The sequence below is a fragment of the Aureibacillus halotolerans genome, assembly GCF_004363045.1.
Lineage (GTDB): Bacteria > Bacillota > Bacilli > Bacillales > DSM-28697 > Aureibacillus > Aureibacillus halotolerans.
Genome location: NZ_SNYJ01000008.1, coordinates 91,187 through 111,172 on the forward strand (window position 1 = coordinate 91,187; position 19,986 = coordinate 111,172).

Sequence of the window (19,986 nt, forward strand, 5' to 3'; positions counted from 1 at the left end):
TAGGGTTTGGGAGGCCAACAGATTATGCGTAAAACGAAAATAGTATGTACGATTGGACCAGTAAGTGAAAGTTACGACAAGCTTGTCGAGCTAATGAGCTCTGGCATGAACGTAGCACGACTTAATTTCTCACACGGTGATTTTGAAGAGCACGGCAATCGAATTATTAATATTCGCAAGGCGTGTAAAGAGACTGGTCATACGGTCGCGATTTTATTAGATACAAAAGGGCCGGAAATTCGTACCCATACAATGAAAGATGGTTGCTTGGCGCTTGAAAAAGGACAAGAACTCATTGTCTCTACAGAAGAATGCGAAGGAACAAAAGAGAAAATTTCAGTGACATACGAAGGACTCGCCAACGATGTTCATCCAGGATCAAAAATATTGCTTGATGATGGCTTGATTGAATTGGAAGTTGTGTCTATTGAAGGAAAAAACATTCACACCAAGATTTTGAACAGTGGTGAATTGAAAAACAAAAAAGGTGTTAATGTACCAAACGTATCTGTGAAGCTTCCAGGAATGACTGAGAAGGATGCGAACGATATCCGCTTTGGCATTGAGCAAGGCGTAGACTTTATTGCTCCTTCCTTTATTCGCCGTGCGTCAGATGTGCTCGAAATTCGTGAACTTCTTGAACAAAATGGTGCCCCTCATATTCAGTTGATCCCAAAAATTGAGAACCAGGAGGGTGTCGACAACATCGAGGAAATTCTTGAAGTATCTGATGGTCTTATGGTGGCGCGTGGCGACCTAGGGGTAGAAATTCCAGCCGAAGAAGTGCCACATGTGCAAAAACGCCTTATTAAATTGTGTAATAGCTTAGGAAAACCTGTTATTACAGCTACGCAAATGCTTGACTCTATGCAGCGTAACCCGCGTCCGACAAGAGCGGAAGCAAGTGACGTGGCGAATGCAATTCTTGATGGAACAGATGCAATTATGCTTTCAGGTGAAACCGCAGCGGGCGATTACCCTGTGTTGGCTGTACAGACGATGGCCAACATTGCAGAACGTGCAGAAGCGGCACTTGATTACAAGTCGTTGCTCGATAAATCTGCTCGGAGCAGTGATATGTCGATTACAAATGCCATTGGTCAATCCGTTGCGCATACGGCTCTTAACTTGAATGTGTCAGCCATTGTCGCACCAACTGAAAGTGGTTATACAGCAAAAATGATCTCGAAATATCGTCCGAAGGCTCCAATCGTTGCGGTCACTATGTCAGAAGTCACCCAGCGTAGAATGGCTCTCGTTTGGGGTGTTTATGCCATTAACGGCGAGAGCACCGATACAACAGATGAGATGCTCGAAAATGCTGTCCAAAAGAGCTTGTCGACAAGCATCGTTTCGCGTGGAGATCTGATCATCATTACCGGTGGTGTGCCGATCGGTGAATCTGGAAACACAAACCTCATGAAGATCCATGTCGTTGGCGACGTCCTTGTTCGTGGGACAGGCATCGGCAGACGCACAGCCTTTGGGCGTGCTGTGGTTGCGAAAAATGCAGAGGAAGCCAACACACGTGTTCAAGAAGGTGACATTCTCGTTACATCAGCCACCGACAAAGACATGATGCCAGCTCTTGAAAAAGCAGCAGGTCTCATCACTGAAGAAGGTGGATTAACGACACACGGAGCTGTTGTAGGACTCAATTTAGGAATTCCTGTCATTGTTGGCGTCACGAATGCGACAAACATTATCCATCATAGCCAGGAAATCACGATAGATGCACGTAACGGAGATGTCTATAGCGGTCATACAAGTGTGCTTTAAAACAATTTAATTGGATATCATATACTTAGAGAGAGGGCGAAAGCCCTCTCTCTAAGTATATGTACACATTAATAGCTGGAATGCACATAGTTGTGTTTATATAGACAACTTTCATAGAACAAAAACACCTTCAACGCTAGTTGTTCCTGAGTAGAAGTAAGGTGAGATAGCTCTATTGACATCTTGTGTACTCAGGAAATTTAAAGGTGCCAATGCTCACACTCTTGTATTCACGAGTTTCAGATCGATGATGCACTGAGGTGCACGGAAATTACGACCGCTCCGTCAAAATACTACGCTTTCTGTGGGGCACGGCTTCAGCTTCCTCGAAAAGCAGGCTTTCCGAGGGGATCTTCAGCTCGCGCAGATCCCACTAGAGTCTACGTATGTTGACTACGCTGAAGTTTGTTTCTGCGTAAATTGTTTGTTATTTTGTCTCGTCCTCGTATAACGCGAGGTAAAAGAGTGTTAAGGCGTGTGGTTTACCAAACAAGACAAGTATATGCATCGTTTCAAGCAGAATTAAATCACCTTCTGCACGAAGATCATCTGCTTCGTAGAATAGAAGCAGAGGTGGATTTAAAAAACAGAAATGAAGCGATTCCGCGTAAAAATCAAAAGCAGCCACTAGCGAGACTCCAGCGGCAAAGAAATCACGACGAAGTCTTTTTGAGTCGATGAAGCACTTGTGCCCTTTAGTGTGCAAAGAAAACACGACAAAGCTTCCTTAGAGTCGATGTTGCCCTTATGCCGTTTATCGTGAAAGCGAGCGTATGGCAGCTTGTATAAAAAGCACCTCCAACAATAAATTTCAGATTTACCCAGTTATGTCTAAGTGTATCTGCCAAATGTAAGGTGCATAAGTTGCGTTACAATAACACTTAAAAGGCTTGAGAGGAGCGGAGTTGATGCAAAAATGGCTGTTGCTTTTATTGATTGTTGTGCCAGCCCTTGAGGTGGGTATGTTTATCTTTGCTGGCCAAACCTTTGGTTACCTTCCAACGGTTCTTCTCATTATTCTTTCGGGCATCATCGGGGCATGGCTGCTCAAAAGGGAAGGAACGAAGCTGTTATTTGAGGCACGCCGAAAAATCGATCGAGGCATTCCGCCAACAGAAGAAATGATCGATGGAGTGTGCGTTATTGTTGGCGGTATCATGCTTGTTTTCCCTGGGTTTATTAGTGATATTATAGGCTTGTTTTTCTTAATCCCAGGCTTACGCTCAGGTCCTCGTCGCATTGTCCAGCTGATTATTACATTTATTGCTTCGAAAAAGGGCTTTATTATTTTCAGACGTTAGGGCGTGTCTTAAAACGCGCTTAGAGGCATCTGTCACCGCCTTTTCGTCCCTTGCTGCGTTCCTTTTCCTTGATGTACGTCTGGTACGCCTGCGAAAAAGCGCCTTACTTGGAACGAAAAATGGGTAACTTCTGCTCCCTTCTGAGTTCTCAGACTCTCCCTAGATTCAATATTTTGGTCCGCGAATGTACTTCCATGCAGCATTTGGAACCTTGGCGTGCGTGAGTGCGTACCCAATGACCATAAGAATTGGACCAAATACGAGGCCAGCGACGCCTATCCATTGATACATGGCAAACATTGAAATCAATGTAAGCAAAGGGTGCGTTCCAATTTGACTTGAGAGAATACGAGGCTCCATGACCTGTCTTATGATGAGGACAATTCCGTACAATACAGCGAGCCCAATCACCAAGGAGTAATCTCCTTGGACAAAGGCATAGATCATCCATGGGATAAAAACAAGTCCTGTGCCTGCATAAGGCAATAAATCAACAAGGGCAATACAAAGAGCAATGGTAAGTGCATAATTAACGCTTAATAGGGATAAACCGATCCACACGAGAACACTTGAGATACTGACAAGGATAAGCTGCGCACGTACAAACCCGATGAGGGATTTTTTTAATGAGCGCTGGATGGCTCGGCTACTATGCTGAAGAAATGGGGGTGAAAAGTCACGAAACCAAACGGCTACGCGCTCCCATTCTTTCAACATAAAGAAGGTGCCAAGGACTGTGCAAATAAAAACAGCAGCTGTATTTGGGAGTCTTGAGAGTATAATCGGGAAAAAGCTGAGACAAGCTTGAATGATTGCCTTGATCGTTTCTCCAGAGCTGTTTACGAGTTGTTCAATCTGCTGTTGAACAATCTGCTGTTGATCCGCATCAAGGCCTTGAACAATCGTTTGAATGTGGGTGTACAACGACATGACGCGTACATTTATGGCCTGAAATAGGGTGTCAATTTGAGAGGGCATGACGGATATAAGGTACCGTGTGCCATTGGCAAGCTCAGCAATTCCATAAACAAGCAAGCTACATAACACGCCAAGCACCCCGATCATTGTCAAGCTGATTGCAATTGTACGCGAACAATGGATACGAGCTTCAAGCCATGATACTGTCGGGTGAAGCATAGAGGCAAAGAGAAGAGCGATGACGAATGGGTATGCATAACGAATAATGGCGTAAATGACAATGCCTCCTATGGCGATGCACGTAAGGAGCACTAATGCGCGTCCGATCATAAATAAATGGTCGCTCTCTCTCTTATTCAAAGGCAACCTCCTTCTAAATTAAACGAATGACATCTATGGTTGAACGATGATAATGAAAGGCGCGTGGTAGAATGGCATTCGGATCGTCCCTGTTTTTATTCATATTGTTTGTTATTGGACTTATAGCAAAAAATAAGACATTGTATGTGGCTGTTCTAGTGTTAGCAGCTATTAAGGCTTCAGGAGCATCGGATAAACCGTTTGTATTTTTACAGGATAAAGGTCTACAAATTGGCATAACTGTCATCACAATTGCAGTGCTTGTCCCTATTGCAACTGGAGAAATTGGTTTCAAACAGCTTGTAGATGCTGCTAAATCATACAGTGCTTGGATTGCTGTTGGAGCAGGTTTGTTTGTCGCTTTAATTGCAAAAAGTGGACTTGATCTGCTTGCCAACGACCCCCATCTCACAGCAGCACTCGTTTTAGGAACGATACTTGCGGTGTCTCTATTTGGTGGGGTGGCTGTTGGGCCTTTAATCGGTGCCGGCATTGCAGCGCTTTTGATTTCAATGATCAAACATTTTGGAGGATAGGCTCCAACACTTTTGAATTGATTCACAAAAGATCAAGAAAACGTTATAATAGATTCATATGCATTGCATAGCATCAGCATGACGAAGCGTGTAGAAGGAATTTATTTTTAAAAAAGGAGAGAATGATATGACAGTTAGCCGAGGGCTTGAAGGCGTCGTAGCGACGCAGTCGTCTATCAGTTCGATTATTGATGATGTGCTTACATATAGAGGGTACAACATTGATGACTTAGCAGAGCAAGCGTCCTTTGAGGAAGTTGTCTACTTGCTGTGGTTTGGGCGTTTACCGAACCAAGAGGAGCACAAAGTGTTTGCTGATGAACTCTCAGCACAAACAGAGCTTCCAGAAGAAATCATTGCTCATTTCCGCTCATACAATCTTGATTCGGTTCATCCGATGGCGGCATTGCGCACAGCGGTTTCTATGCTTGGCCTTTTTGATGATGAAGCTGACATTGATGATCCGGAGGCAAACAAGCGAAAGGCGATTCGCCTTCAAGCAAAAATGCCGGCCTTAGTGACAGCGTTTTCGCGTATTCGAAGCGGGAAAGACCCGATTGCACCAAAAAAAGGTCTTAGCATTGCGGCGAATTTCCTTTACATGCTTACAGGAGAAGAGCCAAATGACATTAGTGTAGAAGCATTCAACAAGGCTCTTGTGCTTCATGCAGATCATGAGTTAAATGCATCCACATTTACTGCTCGAGTTTGTGTAGCCACACTTTCGGACATGTATTCAGGCGTGACAGCTGCTATTGGCGCGCTAAAAGGACCTCTCCACGGTGGAGCCAATGAGAGAGTAATGAAAATGCTTAAAGAAATTGGTACAATCGATAATGTAGAGCCTTATATTCAAAATGCGCTGGACAATAAAGAAAAAATCATGGGCTTCGGACATCGTGTGTACAAAACAGGTGATCCGCGTGCCAAGCATTTACGGGAAATGTCACAAGAGCTTACAAAGGTGACTGGAGAAGAAAAGTATTATGAGATGTCAGTAGCCATTGAAAAGCTTGTGACTGGACAAAAAAATCTTCCGCCAAACGTTGATTTTTACTCTGCATCGGTCTATCACAGCTTAGGTATTGATCATGATCTCTTCACACCGATCTTTGCTGTTAGCCGAGTGTCTGGTTGGATTGCTCATATTCTTGAGCAATTTGAGAACAATCGTTTGATTCGCCCGCGTGCGGAGTACGTAGGTAAAGAAGGCGAAACCTTTATCCCGATTGCCCAGCGTTAATTGAAGTAGGTAAACAATATAATTTCAGGAGGAATGCAACATGGCTCAAGGCGAACGTATTACAGAAACGAATGGTGTACTTAACGTACCAAATGCACCTGTAATTCCTTATATCGAAGGAGACGGAACAGGTCCAGATATTTGGGCTTCTGCTTCAAAAGTCATTGAAGCTGCTGTACAAAAAGCGTATAAAGGTGAAAAGCAAGTCGTTTGGAAAGAAGTACTTGCAGGTGAAAAGGCCTTTAACCAAACAGGCGAATGGCTTCCTGCTGAAACATTAGATGCTATTAGAGAATACAAAATTGCCATCAAAGGTCCTTTGACAACGCCTATTGGCGGAGGTATCCGTTCATTGAACGTAGCGTTGCGTCAGGAGCTTGACTTGTTCACTTGCTTGCGTCCAGTGCGTTATTTTGAAGGCGTACCTTCACCTGTAAAACGCCCTGAAGACACTGATATGGTGATCTTCCGTGAAAATACAGAAGATATCTATGCTGGAATTGAGTATCAAGAAGGCTCTGATGAAGTGAAAAAAGTGATTTCCTTCTTGCAAAATGAAATGGGTGTACATAATATCCGTTTCCCTGAAACGTCTGGTATCGGCATTAAGCCCGTATCTGAAGAAGGGACAAAACGTCTTGTAAGAGCTGCTATTCAGTACGCACTTGATGAAAACCGTAAATCCGTTACACTTGTGCACAAAGGGAACATTATGAAGTTCACTGAAGGAGCCTTCAAAAACTGGGGGTACCAAGTAGCTGAAGATGAATTTGGCGATAAAGTCTTTACTTGGGCTGAATACGATCAAATTGTTGAAGACAAAGGACGCCAAGCAGCGGATCAAGCGCAGTCAGAAGCAGAAGCAGCTGGCAAACTCATCGTGAAAGATGCGATTGCAGATATCTTCCTACAACAAATCTTGACTCGTCCAAAAGAATTTGATGTGGTTGCAACAATGAACTTAAACGGGGACTATGTGTCTGATGCACTTGCAGCCCAAGTAGGCGGCATCGGTATCGCACCTGGAGCCAACATTAACTATGAAACGGGCCATGCCATTTTTGAAGCAACTCACGGAACTGCTCCAAAATATGCGGGTCTTGATAAAGTAAACCCATCGTCTGTTATCCTTTCTGGTGTGTTAATGCTTGAGCATTTGAACTGGAATGAAGCAGCGGATTTGATCATTAAATCAATGGAGAAAACCATTGCTGAAAAAGTCGTCACGTATGACTTTGCTCGTCTAATGGATGGAGCAACAGAAGTAAAATGTTCAGCATTTGGAGAAGCTCTCATTCAAAATATGGATGCGTAACAACGAATACACTTGCGGTGCCGCTTATGGCACCGCTTGTTCTATTTTTAAACCTAGAGGAGGAGTTTACTCATGGCGATTCAAAGAAGAAAAGTATCTGTTATTGGCGCTGGATTTACCGGTGCAACGACAGCATTAATGGTTGCGCAGAAGGAACTTGCAGATGTCGTTTTAGTGGATATTCCGGAGCTGGAAAACCAAACAAAAGGCAAAGCGTTGGATATGCTTGAGGCAAGTCCTGTTCAAGGCTTTGATGCACAAATCATTGGAACGGCTGATTACAAAGATACGGCCGACTCTGATATTGTCGTCATTACAGCAGGAATTGCAAGAAAGCCTGGAATGAGTAGAGACGATCTAGTTGCGACAAATGCAAAAATAATGAAGTCAGTCACAAAGGAAATCGTCACGTATTCACCAAATGCGATCATCGTCGTTCTCACAAATCCAGTCGATGCGATGACCTATGCCGTATATCAGGCTTCCGGATTTCCTAAAGAACGCGTGATAGGACAATCAGGAATTTTAGACACAGCGAGATTCCGTACGTTTATCGCGCAAGAGGTGAACCTCTCCGTTAAAGACATTACAGGGTTTGTTCTAGGCGGCCATGGCGATGATATGGTTCCGCTCATTCGCTACTCCTATGCCGGTGGCGTACCGCTCGAAACGCTTGTCTCAAAAGAGCGCCTTGACGCAATTGTTGAACGTACAAGAAAAGGTGGTGGCGAGATTGTTAACCTCCTTGGAAACGGCAGTGCCTATTATGCCCCAGCTGCTTCGCTCGCAGAAATGGTGGAGGCCATTTTAAAGGATCAACGACGTGTATTGCCGGCCATCACTTTATTGGAAGGTGAATATGGCTACGACGGCATTTATCTTGGCGTACCTACCGTTCTAGGCGGTGCGGGTTTAGAGAAAATTATTGAATTGGACCTTACAGATGAGGAGAAGGCAGCGTTAGACAAGTCTGTAGAGTCCGTGAAGAAAGTAATGGACCTCGTCGACTAACAACTATCCTCTCAGCTGGTTTTTCACTCGAATGAAGGCATGAGGATCGTTTGAGACGATCTGTTTAACAGACGAAAAACCCATTTCTCACAGATACGGCTTATGAGAAATGGGTTTTTCGATGAATCATCAGCTGGAAATATCCTATTATCAACAAAAAAACGGTTTAAATAATCCCATTTTCCTTCAATAACGACTGTTCGTCGCCAGTAATCCATCCGAATATTTTAAACGTAGTGTCATTTTCTTGTAAAAGGTAATTGGATTGGAAAGGAATTGATATTTCTTCGCCATTTTTCTCATATACCGAATTCCATTTGGTATGAGCGACAAAATGCTTGTCATCAAGGACAGTGATTGAAACATCCAGACACTCCATGTGCTTTGTGCCAATCGATCGATAGTATTCATAGGCTTCGGCCATCGCATCTTTTAGTGATTCATTATTGATGCCAGTTTTTACGACTAATGGATTTACAGAAATAAATTCCTCAGAGTAAAAACGTACAATGACCTCTAAGTCAGGCGTATCGTTCAAAGCCTCATTGAATTTTGTTTCATACGTCTGAAAAAAGTCTTCTGCTTTCTTTTTCAATACGTCATTACTCAAAAAATCATTCCTTTAACAAAATAGTATCGTCGTTTTCTAATTCCCTCAATTCTTCGTTCTAAACGATTTTCCGAAGCTGTTAAAATCGTTCATCGCATACGAGCTATATCCTCCAGAATTAGAATGCCCTTCTGTTTCAAAACCATATGCGCTACAGTGATGACAAAGACACTAACCTCATACACGACTTTCCCTCTATCACAGGATAAAACGATAATAAGACGATTTAAAATAAGGAACTCCAATAAGAAAAACTTTTGCTCAATCAAAATTGATAGTATGATACATAGGAGAGTTCATTTACAAAAAGCTTGAGAGATACTCCCAGGCATTGATTGAAAACGAAAAAGAGAACCCTATATAGACGGGGAAATCAACGCAGGAGGACTCAATGTGAGCGATAAAAAAATATTAGTTGTAGACGATGAACCGTCCATTGTGACGTTATTAAAATACAATCTGGAGCAGGCTGGATTTGAAGTGATCACAGCCGATGATGGCGAAAAGGCACTGCAAATGATTGCGCAGGAGGCAACCGCCTTAGTTGTTCTTGATTTAATGTTGCCTAAAATGGATGGGGTCGAAGTATGTAAGCAGCTACGACAGCAAAAAAACCAGCTTCCTATTCTTATGCTCACGGCTAAGGATGATGAGTTTGACAAGGTTCTTGGTTTGGAATTAGGCGCAGACGATTACATGACAAAGCCCTTTAGTCCGAGAGAAGTGGTTGCGCGCGTTAAAGCGATCTTACGTCGAACACAGGCTGCTCAAACGGAAGAATCAAAAGAGCAAGAATCCTACGTATTCGGTGAGCTTGAAGTGTACCCAGACCAGTATGAAGCCTATTATAGAAAAGAAGAGTTGGAATTAACCCCTAAGGAATTCGAACTTTTGGCTTATCTCGCTAAAAATCGCGGACGTGTCATGACCCGTGATCAACTTCTTAGCGCGGTGTGGAACTATGATTTTGTAGGAGACACACGAATTGTAGATGTGCACATTAGTCACTTGCGTGAAAAAATTGAGGATGACACGAAGAAACCGACCTACATTAAAACGATTCGCGGGTTAGGGTATAAGATGGAAGAGCCTAAACACGTATGAAACGAATACACATTCGACTGCCAATTCTTTTAACAATCACATTGGCATTGTCCTTTGTGGCAATTGCTTTTGTGCTTGGGCAGGCTATTGAGCAACGATTCATAGAAGAAACACAAAACCAGTTGAGCGATGAAGCAACCTTCATTGGCAGTATGCTTGAAGAGAATGACGATTTATTGGATCGTGTCGCAGGCAATGGTTCAACGCTCATGGCGCTTTACGATGAGCAAGGGAGCTTGCTAACAACTACCCAGACTGGTGAAAATCAAGTTCCTATCCCTGACAACGTTCGAATTACAAGCGCTAGTGCGAATCAGCAAAACGAGCATTATTTGTATACTCTCGTTGAAGTGGACCTGTCTTCTCAAGGGGCTTATTTGTTCGTAGGAAAGCTAAGAGACGAAGTCACGGCAGCCACCTCATCGATTTGGTGGACGATTCTCCTCTTGCTTGGTTTAGCGTTGCTCATCATTACGTTTATAACAGTGCGAATAACAATGCATTATTCAAAACCGATTGAGTCCGCTACTAGAGTTGCTACGGAACTTGCAAGGGGCAATTATAAAGCAAGAACCTATGAACAGTTCTCAGGGGAAACGGGGAGTGCGTTAAGTCAGTCCATTAATATTTTGGCGCGCAATCTGCAAAAAATGGTCGATTCCCAAGAGATGCAAAAAGATCGTTTACGAACCTTGATTGAAAGCATGGGAAGTAGTTTGCTGCTCATTGATGGGAAAGGCTCAGTGAATCTGTTAAATAAAACGTATAAAGAAACGTTTTATGTTGACGAAAACGAGTTGCTGTATCGTAATTACTATGATGTCTTGGAGCACCAAGAAGTCATTCACTTGATTGAAGAAGTCTTTATGACGGAAAAAAGCGTACGTAAACAAATGCGCCTTTCATTAAATATAGAACGAAAGCATTTTGAAGTGTATGGTACACCAATTATCGGTGAAGCGAAGGAATGGAAAGGCATTGTGCTTGTTTTTCATGATATTACTGATTTGAAGAAACTGGAAAATACACGTAAAGATTTTGTTGCGAACGTTTCACATGAACTGAAAACCCCAATCACTTCTATTCGAGGATTTACGGAAACACTTCTTGATGGGGCAGGGGAAGAGAAGGAGCTTCGTGAGCATTTCTTATCCATTATTCTTAAGGAAAGCGAAAGGCTTCAGTCGTTAATTCATGATTTGCTTGATTTGTCTAGAATTGAACAAGAAGGTTTTGTGTTGAATGTCTCTGAAGTGTCCCTTGCGGATGTAGTGCAAGACACCATTGATGCGCTGTCTGACAAGGCGGGCAAAAAGAACATTGAGCTGTTTGCGAATTCGGATGAGAAAAACGAACTCTCAGTGAAGGGAGACAGCCTTCGGATTCGGCAAATTCTTTACAATCTCATGAACAACGCTATTGCATACACGCCTGAAGGTGGAAATGTTCACATTGCCATTCAGTCTAAAGAATCGGGAGTGGAGCTTGTTGTCTCCGATTCAGGCATTGGCATTGAGACAAGTGAAATTCCACGGATTTTTGAACGTTTTTATCGTGTTGATAAAGATCGAAGCCGCCATTCAGGAGGCACAGGCCTTGGCCTTGCCATTGTAAAGCACCTTGTTGAAGCCCATAGTGGTCAAATACGGGTCGATAGCAGCATTGGCAACGGAACGACATTCACTGTGCGGCTTCCCAATCAGTTTACATGAGTTTTACAAGCTATTCACACAGTCTTTATAAACATTCGGTATGCTTACTTATGAAACCCCTTCATATAGGAGCAATCCGAGTTTGGCGAAAAGCGTACATGCTTTTCGTCCTTTTTTTGTGGTGTGATCAATTAATGGATTGTATTTTCTAATAGATCGCCTCTTAGCAATTAAGCGGATCTCCATGCTCTATATAACTAGCGGCAAAGAAAACACGACCGCTTCGTCAAAACACTTCGCTTTCCACGGGCACGGCTTCAGCTTCCTCGGAAAGCAAAAGCTTTCCGAGGGGATCTTCAGCTCGCGCTGTTCCCGTAGGAGTCTACGTATTTTGACTACGCTAATGTTTGTTTCTACGTAAATGATTTTTGTATAAACAAGTAAGAAAACGAGTTAAGTCGTTTAAATTACCAAACAAGACAAGTAAGCGCATCGTTTCATGCAAAGTTATATCACCTAGTGCAGTATTGATGGAGCGGTGGACAGTGCAAAATCAACTTCAACGCTTGCTATGCTTCAGTGGAAGTAAAGCAATTGACCTCCCCAAAACAACGCCTGCTGTATTCAGTAAATAGGGATGGTAACGGTGCTCACAATCCTTTGATTTCTAAAAGGTCGTCTTTCAGTAACGAAGCTGACTTCTAGACGCAAAATCACAAGATGAGCCCCTTTTTATCTCTTATTAGATCAAAAATGAGCATCATTAAAAGCTACCACTAGCAAGACTCCAGCGGCAAAGAAAACACGACGAGGTCTTTTCGAGTCGATGTTGCACTTGTACCCGTAGGGTGAAAAGAAAACACGATGAAGCTTCCTTCGAGTCGATGATGCACTTGTACACTTTAGGGTGAAAGCGAGCGTATGGCAGCTTGTATAGAAAGCAACCCCAATATTGAATTGCAAGTTGAGTTAATATGTTTCTGTTTTGACCAAAAGCTATTCTACTCAATCAAGCTTTTTTTCTTTTGCTTTTAGGACATGGTAGAATACAACTTAGAAGAAGACGTTGAGGAGGCCATTGCCTAATGAATAATCGACTCGTACTGATTGATGGAAATTCTATTGCTTATCGTGCTTTTTTTGCACTTCCTTTATTAAGCAACGACAAAGGGGTTTACACGAATGCCGTTTATGGGTTCACGACAATGCTTTTAAAAGTATTGGAAAATCACAATCCCTCACATATGCTCGTTGCCTTTGATAAAGGAAAAAAGACATTTCGCCACGAGACGTATGCCTCCTACAAGGGAACACGACAAAAAACCCCTTCTGAATTGTCTGAGCAGCTTCCGATGCTTCATGACCTGCTTGCCTCGTTTGATATTGCCGTCGATCAACAGGACCTTTATGAAGCGGATGATTTAATTGGCACCTATGCGAGACTCGCTGAGGCAGAAGGCTACGACATTGACATTATTACTGGAGATAAGGATTTGCTACAGCTTGTCTCAGAGAAAATCACCGTTCATCTCACACGTAAAGGCATCACCGAGATGGATAGCTATGATATAGAAGCTCTATATGAACGATACGCTCTCCAACCAGAACAAATCATTGACTTGAAGGCCCTTATGGGCGATAGCTCTGACAACATTCCAGGGGTTCCAGGTGTTGGGGAAAAAACAGCGTTAAAGCTCTTGGCACAATTTTCAACAGTGGCTGGTGTATATGACCACCTTGACGAGGTAAGCGGGAAAAAACTCAAAGAAAAGCTTGCAGACCATCGTTCGGATGCGGAGATGAGCAGAAAACTAGTGACAATAAATACTGACGCTCCCATTAACAAAGCGCTCAAAGAGCTTTCCTATGCATCTTTTGAGCCGAACAAGGTTGGTGAGGTATTCAAGGAATTTGGGTTTAAATCACTGCTTGAACGTATTGGAAGTGAAGAGGCTGAAGAGGAATCTTCACAGTCCGACATTGATGTGGAGGTTGAGCTGCTAACTGCAGATGTAAAAAAAGCAGCCTTGCAGTCACCGGCAGCCATTGTTATCGAGCTGCCACAGGAAAATTACCATACCTCTCCTATACTCGGAATGGGAATCGCCAACGACAACGGTGTGTTTTTTGCCAGTCCAGAGGTCATTGAAGGCTCAAAAGAGTTGCAGGATTGGCTGGCGTCTGATGACGAGAAGGTCGTCTACCACGCCAAAAAAGCGTGGGTGTCGTTGAAGTGGAAGGGGCTCTCCTTGAATGGTGTCACATTTGATGCGTATATGGCCTCTTATTTAATCAATCCTGGAGAAACGAATCATGAATTATCCGATGTCGCCTCCCGCCATGCTGTTGGCAAGGTCCGTACCGATGAATCCATTTACGGGAAAGGCGCAAAATTTACTGTTCCTCCCGTTGACACACTTGCCCAATTTGTTGGGGAGAAAGCGGTTGTGTTACGTGAGCTTCATCCGTTGCTTGCTAAAGAGCTTAAAGCGCGTGATATGGACATGCTATTTGAAGAGCTGGAGTTTCCGTTAGCCGCCATCCTTTCCCAAATGGAATTCCAGGGTGTGGATGTTAATGCCGAGTCCCTAAAGTCAATGGGGCAAGAGCTTGAAAAGACATTGGCCAAGGTTGAAGCTGAAATTCATGAATTGGCAGACGTTGAATTTAATATCAATTCACCAAAGCAGCTTGGAGAAATTCTGTTTGATAAACTCAACCTCCCAGTTATGAAGAAAACAAAAACAGGCTATTCGACCTCTGCGGACGTGCTTGAAAAGCTTGAGGACAAACATCCAATCATCGAGAAAATTCTCTTGTATCGACAGCTAGGGAAGCTAAATTCAACGTATATTGAAGGCTTGTTAAAATCCATTTCCGATAAAACGGGTAAAATACACACGCGTTTTAACCAGGCCCTCACACAAACAGGTCGTCTGAGTTCCATTGATCCCAACTTGCAAAACATCCCCATTCGATTGGAGGAGGGACGCAAGATACGGAAAGCGTTTGTGCCTTCTGAGCCAGACTGGGTATTGCTCTCTGCGGATTACTCGCAGATTGAGCTTCGTGTGCTCGCGCATATCTCTGAGGATGAAAAGCTGATTGAGGCGTTTAAAAAGGGCGAAGACATTCATACACAAACGGCTATGGAAGTGTTCAAGGTGGAGGCTGATGATGTGACGGGAAACATGCGTCGTCAAGCAAAGGCTGTAAACTTTGGCATCGTTTATGGGATAAGCGATTATGGGTTATCTCAAAGCCTTGGGATTACGCGAAAGGAAGCTGGCCAATTCATCGAACGTTATCTAGAATCGTATCCAGGTGTGAAAAGGTACATGGAATCCGTAGTAGAACAGGCGAGAAAAGATGGCTATGTGACGACATTAATGAATCGTCGTCGCTACTTGCCGGATATTAATAGTCGTCAATTTAATCAGCGTAGCTTTGCTGAACGAACAGCTATGAACACTCCAATCCAAGGAACAGGTGCTGATATCATCAAGCAAGCGATGATTCGTCTGAATGATGAACTGAAGAAAAAAGGAGCCCGTGCACGTGTTTTATTGCAGGTGCACGATGAACTAATTATCGAAACGCCGAAAGAAGAATTGGCTTGGCTCGAAACCATTGTGCCGTCTGTAATGGAACAGGCGATGGCATTGGACGTGCCACTTAAAGTCGATCTTTCATCTGGAAGTACGTGGTACGATGCCAAATAAGCTATCGACTAGGTGAAATTGAAGAGGGTGGGCATCGCTAGATTGTTCAATGATCTGGCTAAACGCCCTCCTCTTTAAGTTTTCAGAAATAAGCTAACGATTTAATTAACATAGAAAGGAGTCACACCGTGCCAGAATTGCCCGAAGTAGAGAGTGTTCGAAATGCGCTCACCGCCCTTATTATTGGAAAACGGATTGAACATATGGACGTGTTTTGGTCAAATATTATAAAACGCCCCACAGAACAAGCAGAATGGAATCACCGTCTGCGTGGATCGACCTTTCAACGAGTGGATCGCAAAGGGAAATTTTTGATTTTATATACGGAAAAGGATGCCATCGTTTCACATTTGCGTATGGAAGGAAAGTATGAACTGTCTCCAAAAGATCGAGACAGAGACACTCATACGCATATTGTGTTTTCCTTTGCCGATGAAACAGAACTCCGATATAAGGATGTACGGAAATTTGGGACGATGCATTTGTTTCATATTGGGGAAGAGCACCAGAGCTTGCCTCTTTCTCAAGTAGGAGAAGAGCCCATTGATGAAGCGTTTGATGTGGGTGCTTTTTCTGCGAGCTTAAGGAAAACAAAACGGTCGATTAAAGCAGTGTTGCTGGATCAAAAAATTGTCGCAGGTCTTGGGAACATCTATGTGGATGAAACCCTCTTCCGATCGGGCATTCATCCAGCAAAATCGGCATGCGAGCTGACCGATGCACAAACGTTAACTCTCGCTGAACAAATGAAAGTAGTTCTTCTTGACGCGATTGAAAAAGGCGGCAGTACCATCCGCTCCTATAAAAATACGTTTGGTGAGCTCGGTACGTTTCAAAATGAATTTTTAGTTTACGGTCGTAAGGGAGAAAAGTGCAAGCAGTGTGAGGCTGGTATTGAAAAAAGCATTGTTGCCGGCAGAGGTACGCACTTTTGTTCAAGCTGTCAGCCTATGTAAGACGGACATAGGACAATTTCCTTCCATACACTACAGTAAGTTCATTGGAGGGAGACGGGTCTATGTCTTCATTGTTTTTTTTAAGTTTACTTGCGTTTGCGGTAAGCTTAGATGGGTTTGCGGTTGGCTTTACGTATGGGGTGAGAGGCATTCGCGTGCCGCTGCTAGCGCTTGTCATTATTTCACTTTGTTCTGCCTTGACCTTTCTCATGGCGATGCAGTTTGGAACGTTTATTGAGCAGTTTTTATCGGTTGAAGTAGCCGAGTCAATGGGCGGTTGGCTTCTGATTTGCATCGGGATGTGGGTCCTGATACAGATGATCATTTCATCTTTTTCAAACCGTACCCATTCAGCGGCGGAGAATGGCGGACCAAAGCAACTTCTCCATGTTGTAAAATCACCATCTTCAGCAGATATGGATGCGTCAGGTCATATTTCTGGAACGGAAGCGGTGTTTTTAGGTATTGCTCTGTCACTTGATGCACTTGGCGCAGGGATCAGTGCAGCATTTCTTTCATTTTCCCCTGTTTGGATGACACTTGCCATCGTGCTAAGCAGCTTGCTTTGTCTTCGTTCGGGGATTTGGTTAGGCCATACAATGTCAAACCCTCGATTGATGCGTGCGTTCTCTGTGTTTCCAAGTGTAATGTTAATTATGATTGGTTTGTGGAAAGTATAAAAGAAAGCGGTGGGTTGTATGTCACTAAACGTTGGATTGACGGGTGGTATTGCCAGTGGGAAAAGTAGCGTGTCTCACTGGTTGTCTTCGAAAGGATACCCAATCATTGATGCGGATGTCATTTCCCGACAAGTGGTCGAACCAGGTCAAGACGCGTTGAATGAAATCATTGACGCGTTTGGACAAGCGTATGTGCAGGAGAACGGAGCTCTGGATCGCAAAAAACTCGGTGCGCATATTTTTTCCGATGACAAAGCTCGCGAAACTTTAAATCACATCGTCCATCCTGCTGTGCAGAACGAAATGAAGCGTCAGCAAAACGAATGGATGAAAATGTCGCCAAACGCCATTATCAGTGATATTCCACTGCTTTTTGAAAACGGACGTGCTCATGAATTTGATACCACATTGCTTGTTTATGTATCGCCTGACATTCAGCTAGAACGATTAATGGAACGAGATCAATTGACTGAAGAAGCAGCCAAGCTACGAATTCAGTCCCAAATGACGCTTCAGGAAAAAAAGAAGTTGGCGCACTACGCAGTCGACAATAGTAGAACGTTTGAGGAAACAATTGAGCAACTTATTCAGTGGATAAACGCAATGAAAATCTAACGAAACACGTCTAGCTAAAAACGAACTATTAAGCAGTTAGGAATGTTGTCCAATAGAGTACTTTAAGCTGCTGCGTAAACGATGATGATTTTTGAAGACTGCTGATGTCAAGTCTTGGTGTCGGTTGCATTTATGCTAGACATATTGACATTCATTGAACTGCGATAAAAAAACAGGGGAAATTTTGTTGCAAAAATGATGGTAGCATCGTATACTATGAATCGTAACTTCATCAAGCAATTGGGTGAGGCTGCTCAAAGGGTTAGGACCTCTCTGGACTAACTTTCCCCCGTGGTAGTGAACAATTGTCATTCAAGTGCAATGAGGTGTTAATTACGAAAAGGGGGAACAAAAATGGAAACAATGGGTCGACATGTAATTGCAGAACTTTGGGGATGCAATGATGAGAAACTAAATGATATGAGCTATATTGAAGAAACGTTTGTTGGTGCGGCATTAAAAGCTGGTGCTGAAGTAAGAGAGGTTGCGTTTCATAAATTTGCACCTCAAGGGGTTAGTGGCGTTGTCATCATTTCCGAATCCCATCTTACGATTCATAGCTTTCCTGAGCATGGGTATGCGAGTATTGACGTGTATACGTGCGGAGATCGAATTGATCCGAATGTGGCAGCGAACCATATTGCTAAAGCGCTTGAGGCTTCTTCAGTGGAAAACATTGAAGTGCCTAGAGGTGCAGGACCTGTTCGAATCAAGGAAACGAGTGTAAATGCGTTGTCATAGGACATAGTTATAAGGTACACTAGAAGAGGTGGAAATCCACCTCTTTTTTCTATGGCGTTTTTTGGAACCGTCATCTTCGTAGATGACAAAAAGCCATTGAAAGAGCATCACAGAAAAAGAAGCTGGGGGAGAAAACAAATGAATTTTAGGCAATTTTTCGATAAATACTTTAACTCACATTCGGAATCGCGAGAAAAGCATTGGGATGAAAATTTAAAAACGCGTTATTACAAAGGAACTAAACAACAGACGATTGATGCTGTGGTTGCATTGCTTAAAAAAGAAAAGCAATTTGAGGTGTCCTCTGTACAAGCCGACCGTGGGGAAATTGGCGCGAACATACGTGGGGGAAAAAGAGCATTTATCGTCGTGACGATTATTGAAGTTCGTCCTTACAAAACAGCCGTTGATTTCTCAATTACTTCCTCAACTGTTCTGCCGTTTGATTTCGGTTCTTCTCATAAACTAATCACTAAGCTTTACAGTCAAACGGATAAATCACTCACATTTATTGGAACGGGACTAAGCTACGATTAAATCGACGCTTGCGTCCCTCTTTTCAAAGTAGATAAAATCAAGTAAAGTAGATACATAAGTAAAGTGAAGATAAAATGCAAAGGGACTTCATGCTGATCAAAGGTTGTTTATCTAAGTGAAAAACACTTGGGACCACGGAGTTGCTTTTGTGAGCAATGAAGATCGGACAAGCCAAAGCAACGAAGAAAGCGATGGAGATGGTTAAATGATATGCCCAAACTGTGGTCAAAACGGGAGCAGAGTGTTAGACTCCAGGCAAGCCGAGGAAGGCAGATCCATTCGTAGGCGACGCGAGTGTGAACGTTGTAACTTTCGCTTTACCACATTTGAAAAAGTGGAGGCAATGCCATTACTCGTTATAAAGAAAGAAGGGGCTCGTGAAGAGTTCAGTCGTGAAAAAATGGTCCGAGGGCTCATCAAAGCGGTAGAAAAACGTCCTGTGACAAGTCAAACACTTGAGGAACTATCCCTTGATGTGGAAAAGGAATTGCGTGATCGCGGGGTTCCAGAGGTTAGTTCTGAAGAAATTGGTGAAATGGTAATGGACCATCTTGCGCAAATTGATGAGGTGGCTTATGTCCGCTTCGCATCGGTATATAGGCAGTTTAAGGACGTAAACACGTTTTTGGACGAATTAAAAGACCTGATTAAACAAGAAAAGCCCCCACATCCGTATGATCCAGGGAAATGAAAAACGTAGGCTGAATGAAAACGATGGTCTTGTCTAAGAGTTGAAGCCTTGGGAGGAGCGGAGTTGCCTTTGGGCAATGAGCACCGGACAAGGCAAAGCAACGAAGAAAGCGATCGTTTCACCTCAGTCCCAATTTAGGCTGAATGAAAACGATGGTCTTGTCTAAGCGTTGAAGCCTTGGGAGGAGCGGAGTTGCCTTTGGGCAATGAGCACCG

The 19,986-nt window shown here is 43.3% G+C and carries 18 protein-coding genes; 15 read left to right on the top strand and 3 right to left on the bottom strand.

Annotation, left to right across the window (positions count from 1 at the left end):
- Nucleotides 1–24 precede the first annotated feature (24 nt).
- Nucleotides 25–1,779 (top strand): pyruvate kinase, encoded by a 1,755-nt coding sequence (pyk, locus tag EV213_RS10940; RefSeq protein WP_133580573.1) that lies wholly within the window; start codon nucleotides 25–27, stop codon nucleotides 1,777–1,779.
- 427 nt (nucleotides 1,780–2,206) lie between these two features.
- On the opposite strand, the gene EV213_RS10945 is transcribed toward pyk, so the two are convergent.
- A complete protein-coding gene (locus tag EV213_RS10945; protein WP_133580574.1) occupies nucleotides 2,207–2,407 on the bottom strand; it encodes a hypothetical protein in 201 nt (66 codons plus the stop codon).
- 280 nt (nucleotides 2,408–2,687) lie between these two features.
- Here EV213_RS10945 and EV213_RS10950 point away from each other — a divergent pair, with 280 nt between their 5' ends.
- On the top strand, nucleotides 2,688–3,080 hold the full coding sequence (locus EV213_RS10950; RefSeq protein ID WP_133580575.1) for an FxsA family protein: 393 nt from the start codon (nucleotides 2,688–2,690) through the stop codon (nucleotides 3,078–3,080).
- A 165-nt stretch (nucleotides 3,081–3,245) separates the two neighbouring features.
- Here EV213_RS10950 and ytvI read toward each other — a convergent pair whose 3' ends face one another.
- On the bottom strand, nucleotides 3,246–4,358 hold the full coding sequence (gene ytvI, locus EV213_RS10955) for a sporulation integral membrane protein YtvI (RefSeq protein ID WP_133580576.1): 1,113 nt from the start codon (nucleotides 4,356–4,358) through the stop codon (nucleotides 3,246–3,248).
- Nucleotides 4,359–4,429: 71 nt separating this feature from the next.
- On the opposite strand from ytvI, the gene EV213_RS10960 reads away from it, so the two are divergent.
- From EV213_RS10960 to mdh, 4 genes are all read left to right on the top strand, one after another.
- On the top strand, nucleotides 4,430–4,894 hold the full coding sequence (locus tag EV213_RS10960; RefSeq protein ID WP_133580577.1) for a DUF441 domain-containing protein: 465 nt from the start codon (nucleotides 4,430–4,432) through the stop codon (nucleotides 4,892–4,894).
- Between the two features lie 127 nt (nucleotides 4,895–5,021).
- Complete coding sequence (gene citZ / locus EV213_RS10965) at nucleotides 5,022–6,137, top strand: citrate synthase (RefSeq protein ID WP_133580578.1); 1,116 nt, start codon at nucleotides 5,022–5,024, stop codon at nucleotides 6,135–6,137.
- A gap of 40 nt (nucleotides 6,138–6,177) precedes the next feature.
- The gene (gene icd / locus EV213_RS10970) at nucleotides 6,178–7,452 is read left to right on the top strand and encodes an NADP-dependent isocitrate dehydrogenase (protein ID WP_133580579.1); all 1,275 of its coding nucleotides are present in this window, start codon (nucleotides 6,178–6,180) and stop codon (nucleotides 7,450–7,452) included.
- A gap of 72 nt (nucleotides 7,453–7,524) precedes the next feature.
- A complete protein-coding gene (mdh, locus tag EV213_RS10975) occupies nucleotides 7,525–8,463 on the top strand; it encodes a malate dehydrogenase (RefSeq protein ID WP_133580580.1) in 939 nt (312 codons plus the stop codon).
- 166 nt (nucleotides 8,464–8,629) lie between these two features.
- On the opposite strand, the gene EV213_RS10980 is transcribed toward mdh, so the two are convergent.
- Complete coding sequence (locus tag EV213_RS10980) at nucleotides 8,630–9,073, bottom strand: DUF6841 family protein (protein ID WP_133580581.1); 444 nt, start codon at nucleotides 9,071–9,073, stop codon at nucleotides 8,630–8,632.
- 393 nt (nucleotides 9,074–9,466) lie between these two features.
- Here EV213_RS10980 and EV213_RS10985 point away from each other — a divergent pair, with 393 nt between their 5' ends.
- The 9 genes from EV213_RS10985 to nrdR all read left to right on the top strand — a co-directional run bounded on the left by EV213_RS10985 (nucleotide 9,467) and on the right by nrdR (nucleotide 19,771).
- The gene (locus EV213_RS10985) at nucleotides 9,467–10,177 is read left to right on the top strand and encodes a response regulator transcription factor (RefSeq protein ID WP_166639264.1); all 711 of its coding nucleotides are present in this window, start codon (nucleotides 9,467–9,469) and stop codon (nucleotides 10,175–10,177) included.
- Complete coding sequence (gene pnpS / locus EV213_RS10990) at nucleotides 10,174–11,889, top strand: two-component system histidine kinase PnpS (protein WP_133580583.1); 1,716 nt, start codon at nucleotides 10,174–10,176, stop codon at nucleotides 11,887–11,889. Before EV213_RS10985 ends, pnpS begins: the two co-directional genes overlap by 4 nt.
- 1,025 nt (nucleotides 11,890–12,914) lie before the next feature.
- On the top strand, nucleotides 12,915–15,551 hold the full coding sequence (gene polA, locus EV213_RS10995; protein ID WP_133580584.1) for a DNA polymerase I: 2,637 nt from the start codon (nucleotides 12,915–12,917) through the stop codon (nucleotides 15,549–15,551).
- A gap of 128 nt (nucleotides 15,552–15,679) precedes the next feature.
- Nucleotides 15,680–16,507 carry a DNA-formamidopyrimidine glycosylase gene (mutM, locus tag EV213_RS11000; protein ID WP_133580585.1) on the top strand — a complete coding sequence of 276 codons (828 nt, stop codon included), beginning with the start codon at nucleotides 15,680–15,682 and terminating at the stop codon, nucleotides 16,505–16,507.
- A gap of 62 nt (nucleotides 16,508–16,569) precedes the next feature.
- Nucleotides 16,570–17,187, top strand: a complete 618-nt coding sequence (gene ytaF / locus EV213_RS11005) for a sporulation membrane protein YtaF (protein WP_133580586.1) — start codon at nucleotides 16,570–16,572, stop codon at nucleotides 17,185–17,187.
- 18 nt (nucleotides 17,188–17,205) lie between these two features.
- Nucleotides 17,206–17,802, top strand: a complete 597-nt coding sequence (coaE, locus tag EV213_RS11010; protein ID WP_133580587.1) for a dephospho-CoA kinase — start codon at nucleotides 17,206–17,208, stop codon at nucleotides 17,800–17,802.
- Nucleotides 17,803–18,156: 354 nt separating this feature from the next.
- The gene (gene speD / locus EV213_RS11015) at nucleotides 18,157–18,543 is read left to right on the top strand and encodes an adenosylmethionine decarboxylase (protein WP_133580588.1); all 387 of its coding nucleotides are present in this window, start codon (nucleotides 18,157–18,159) and stop codon (nucleotides 18,541–18,543) included.
- Nucleotides 18,544–18,681: 138 nt separating this feature from the next.
- The gene (locus EV213_RS11020; RefSeq protein WP_133580589.1) at nucleotides 18,682–19,080 is read left to right on the top strand and encodes a cytosolic protein; all 399 of its coding nucleotides are present in this window, start codon (nucleotides 18,682–18,684) and stop codon (nucleotides 19,078–19,080) included.
- A gap of 205 nt (nucleotides 19,081–19,285) precedes the next feature.
- Complete coding sequence (gene nrdR, locus EV213_RS11025; protein ID WP_133580590.1) at nucleotides 19,286–19,771, top strand: transcriptional regulator NrdR; 486 nt, start codon at nucleotides 19,286–19,288, stop codon at nucleotides 19,769–19,771.
- Nucleotides 19,772–19,986: the final 215 nt, after the last annotated feature.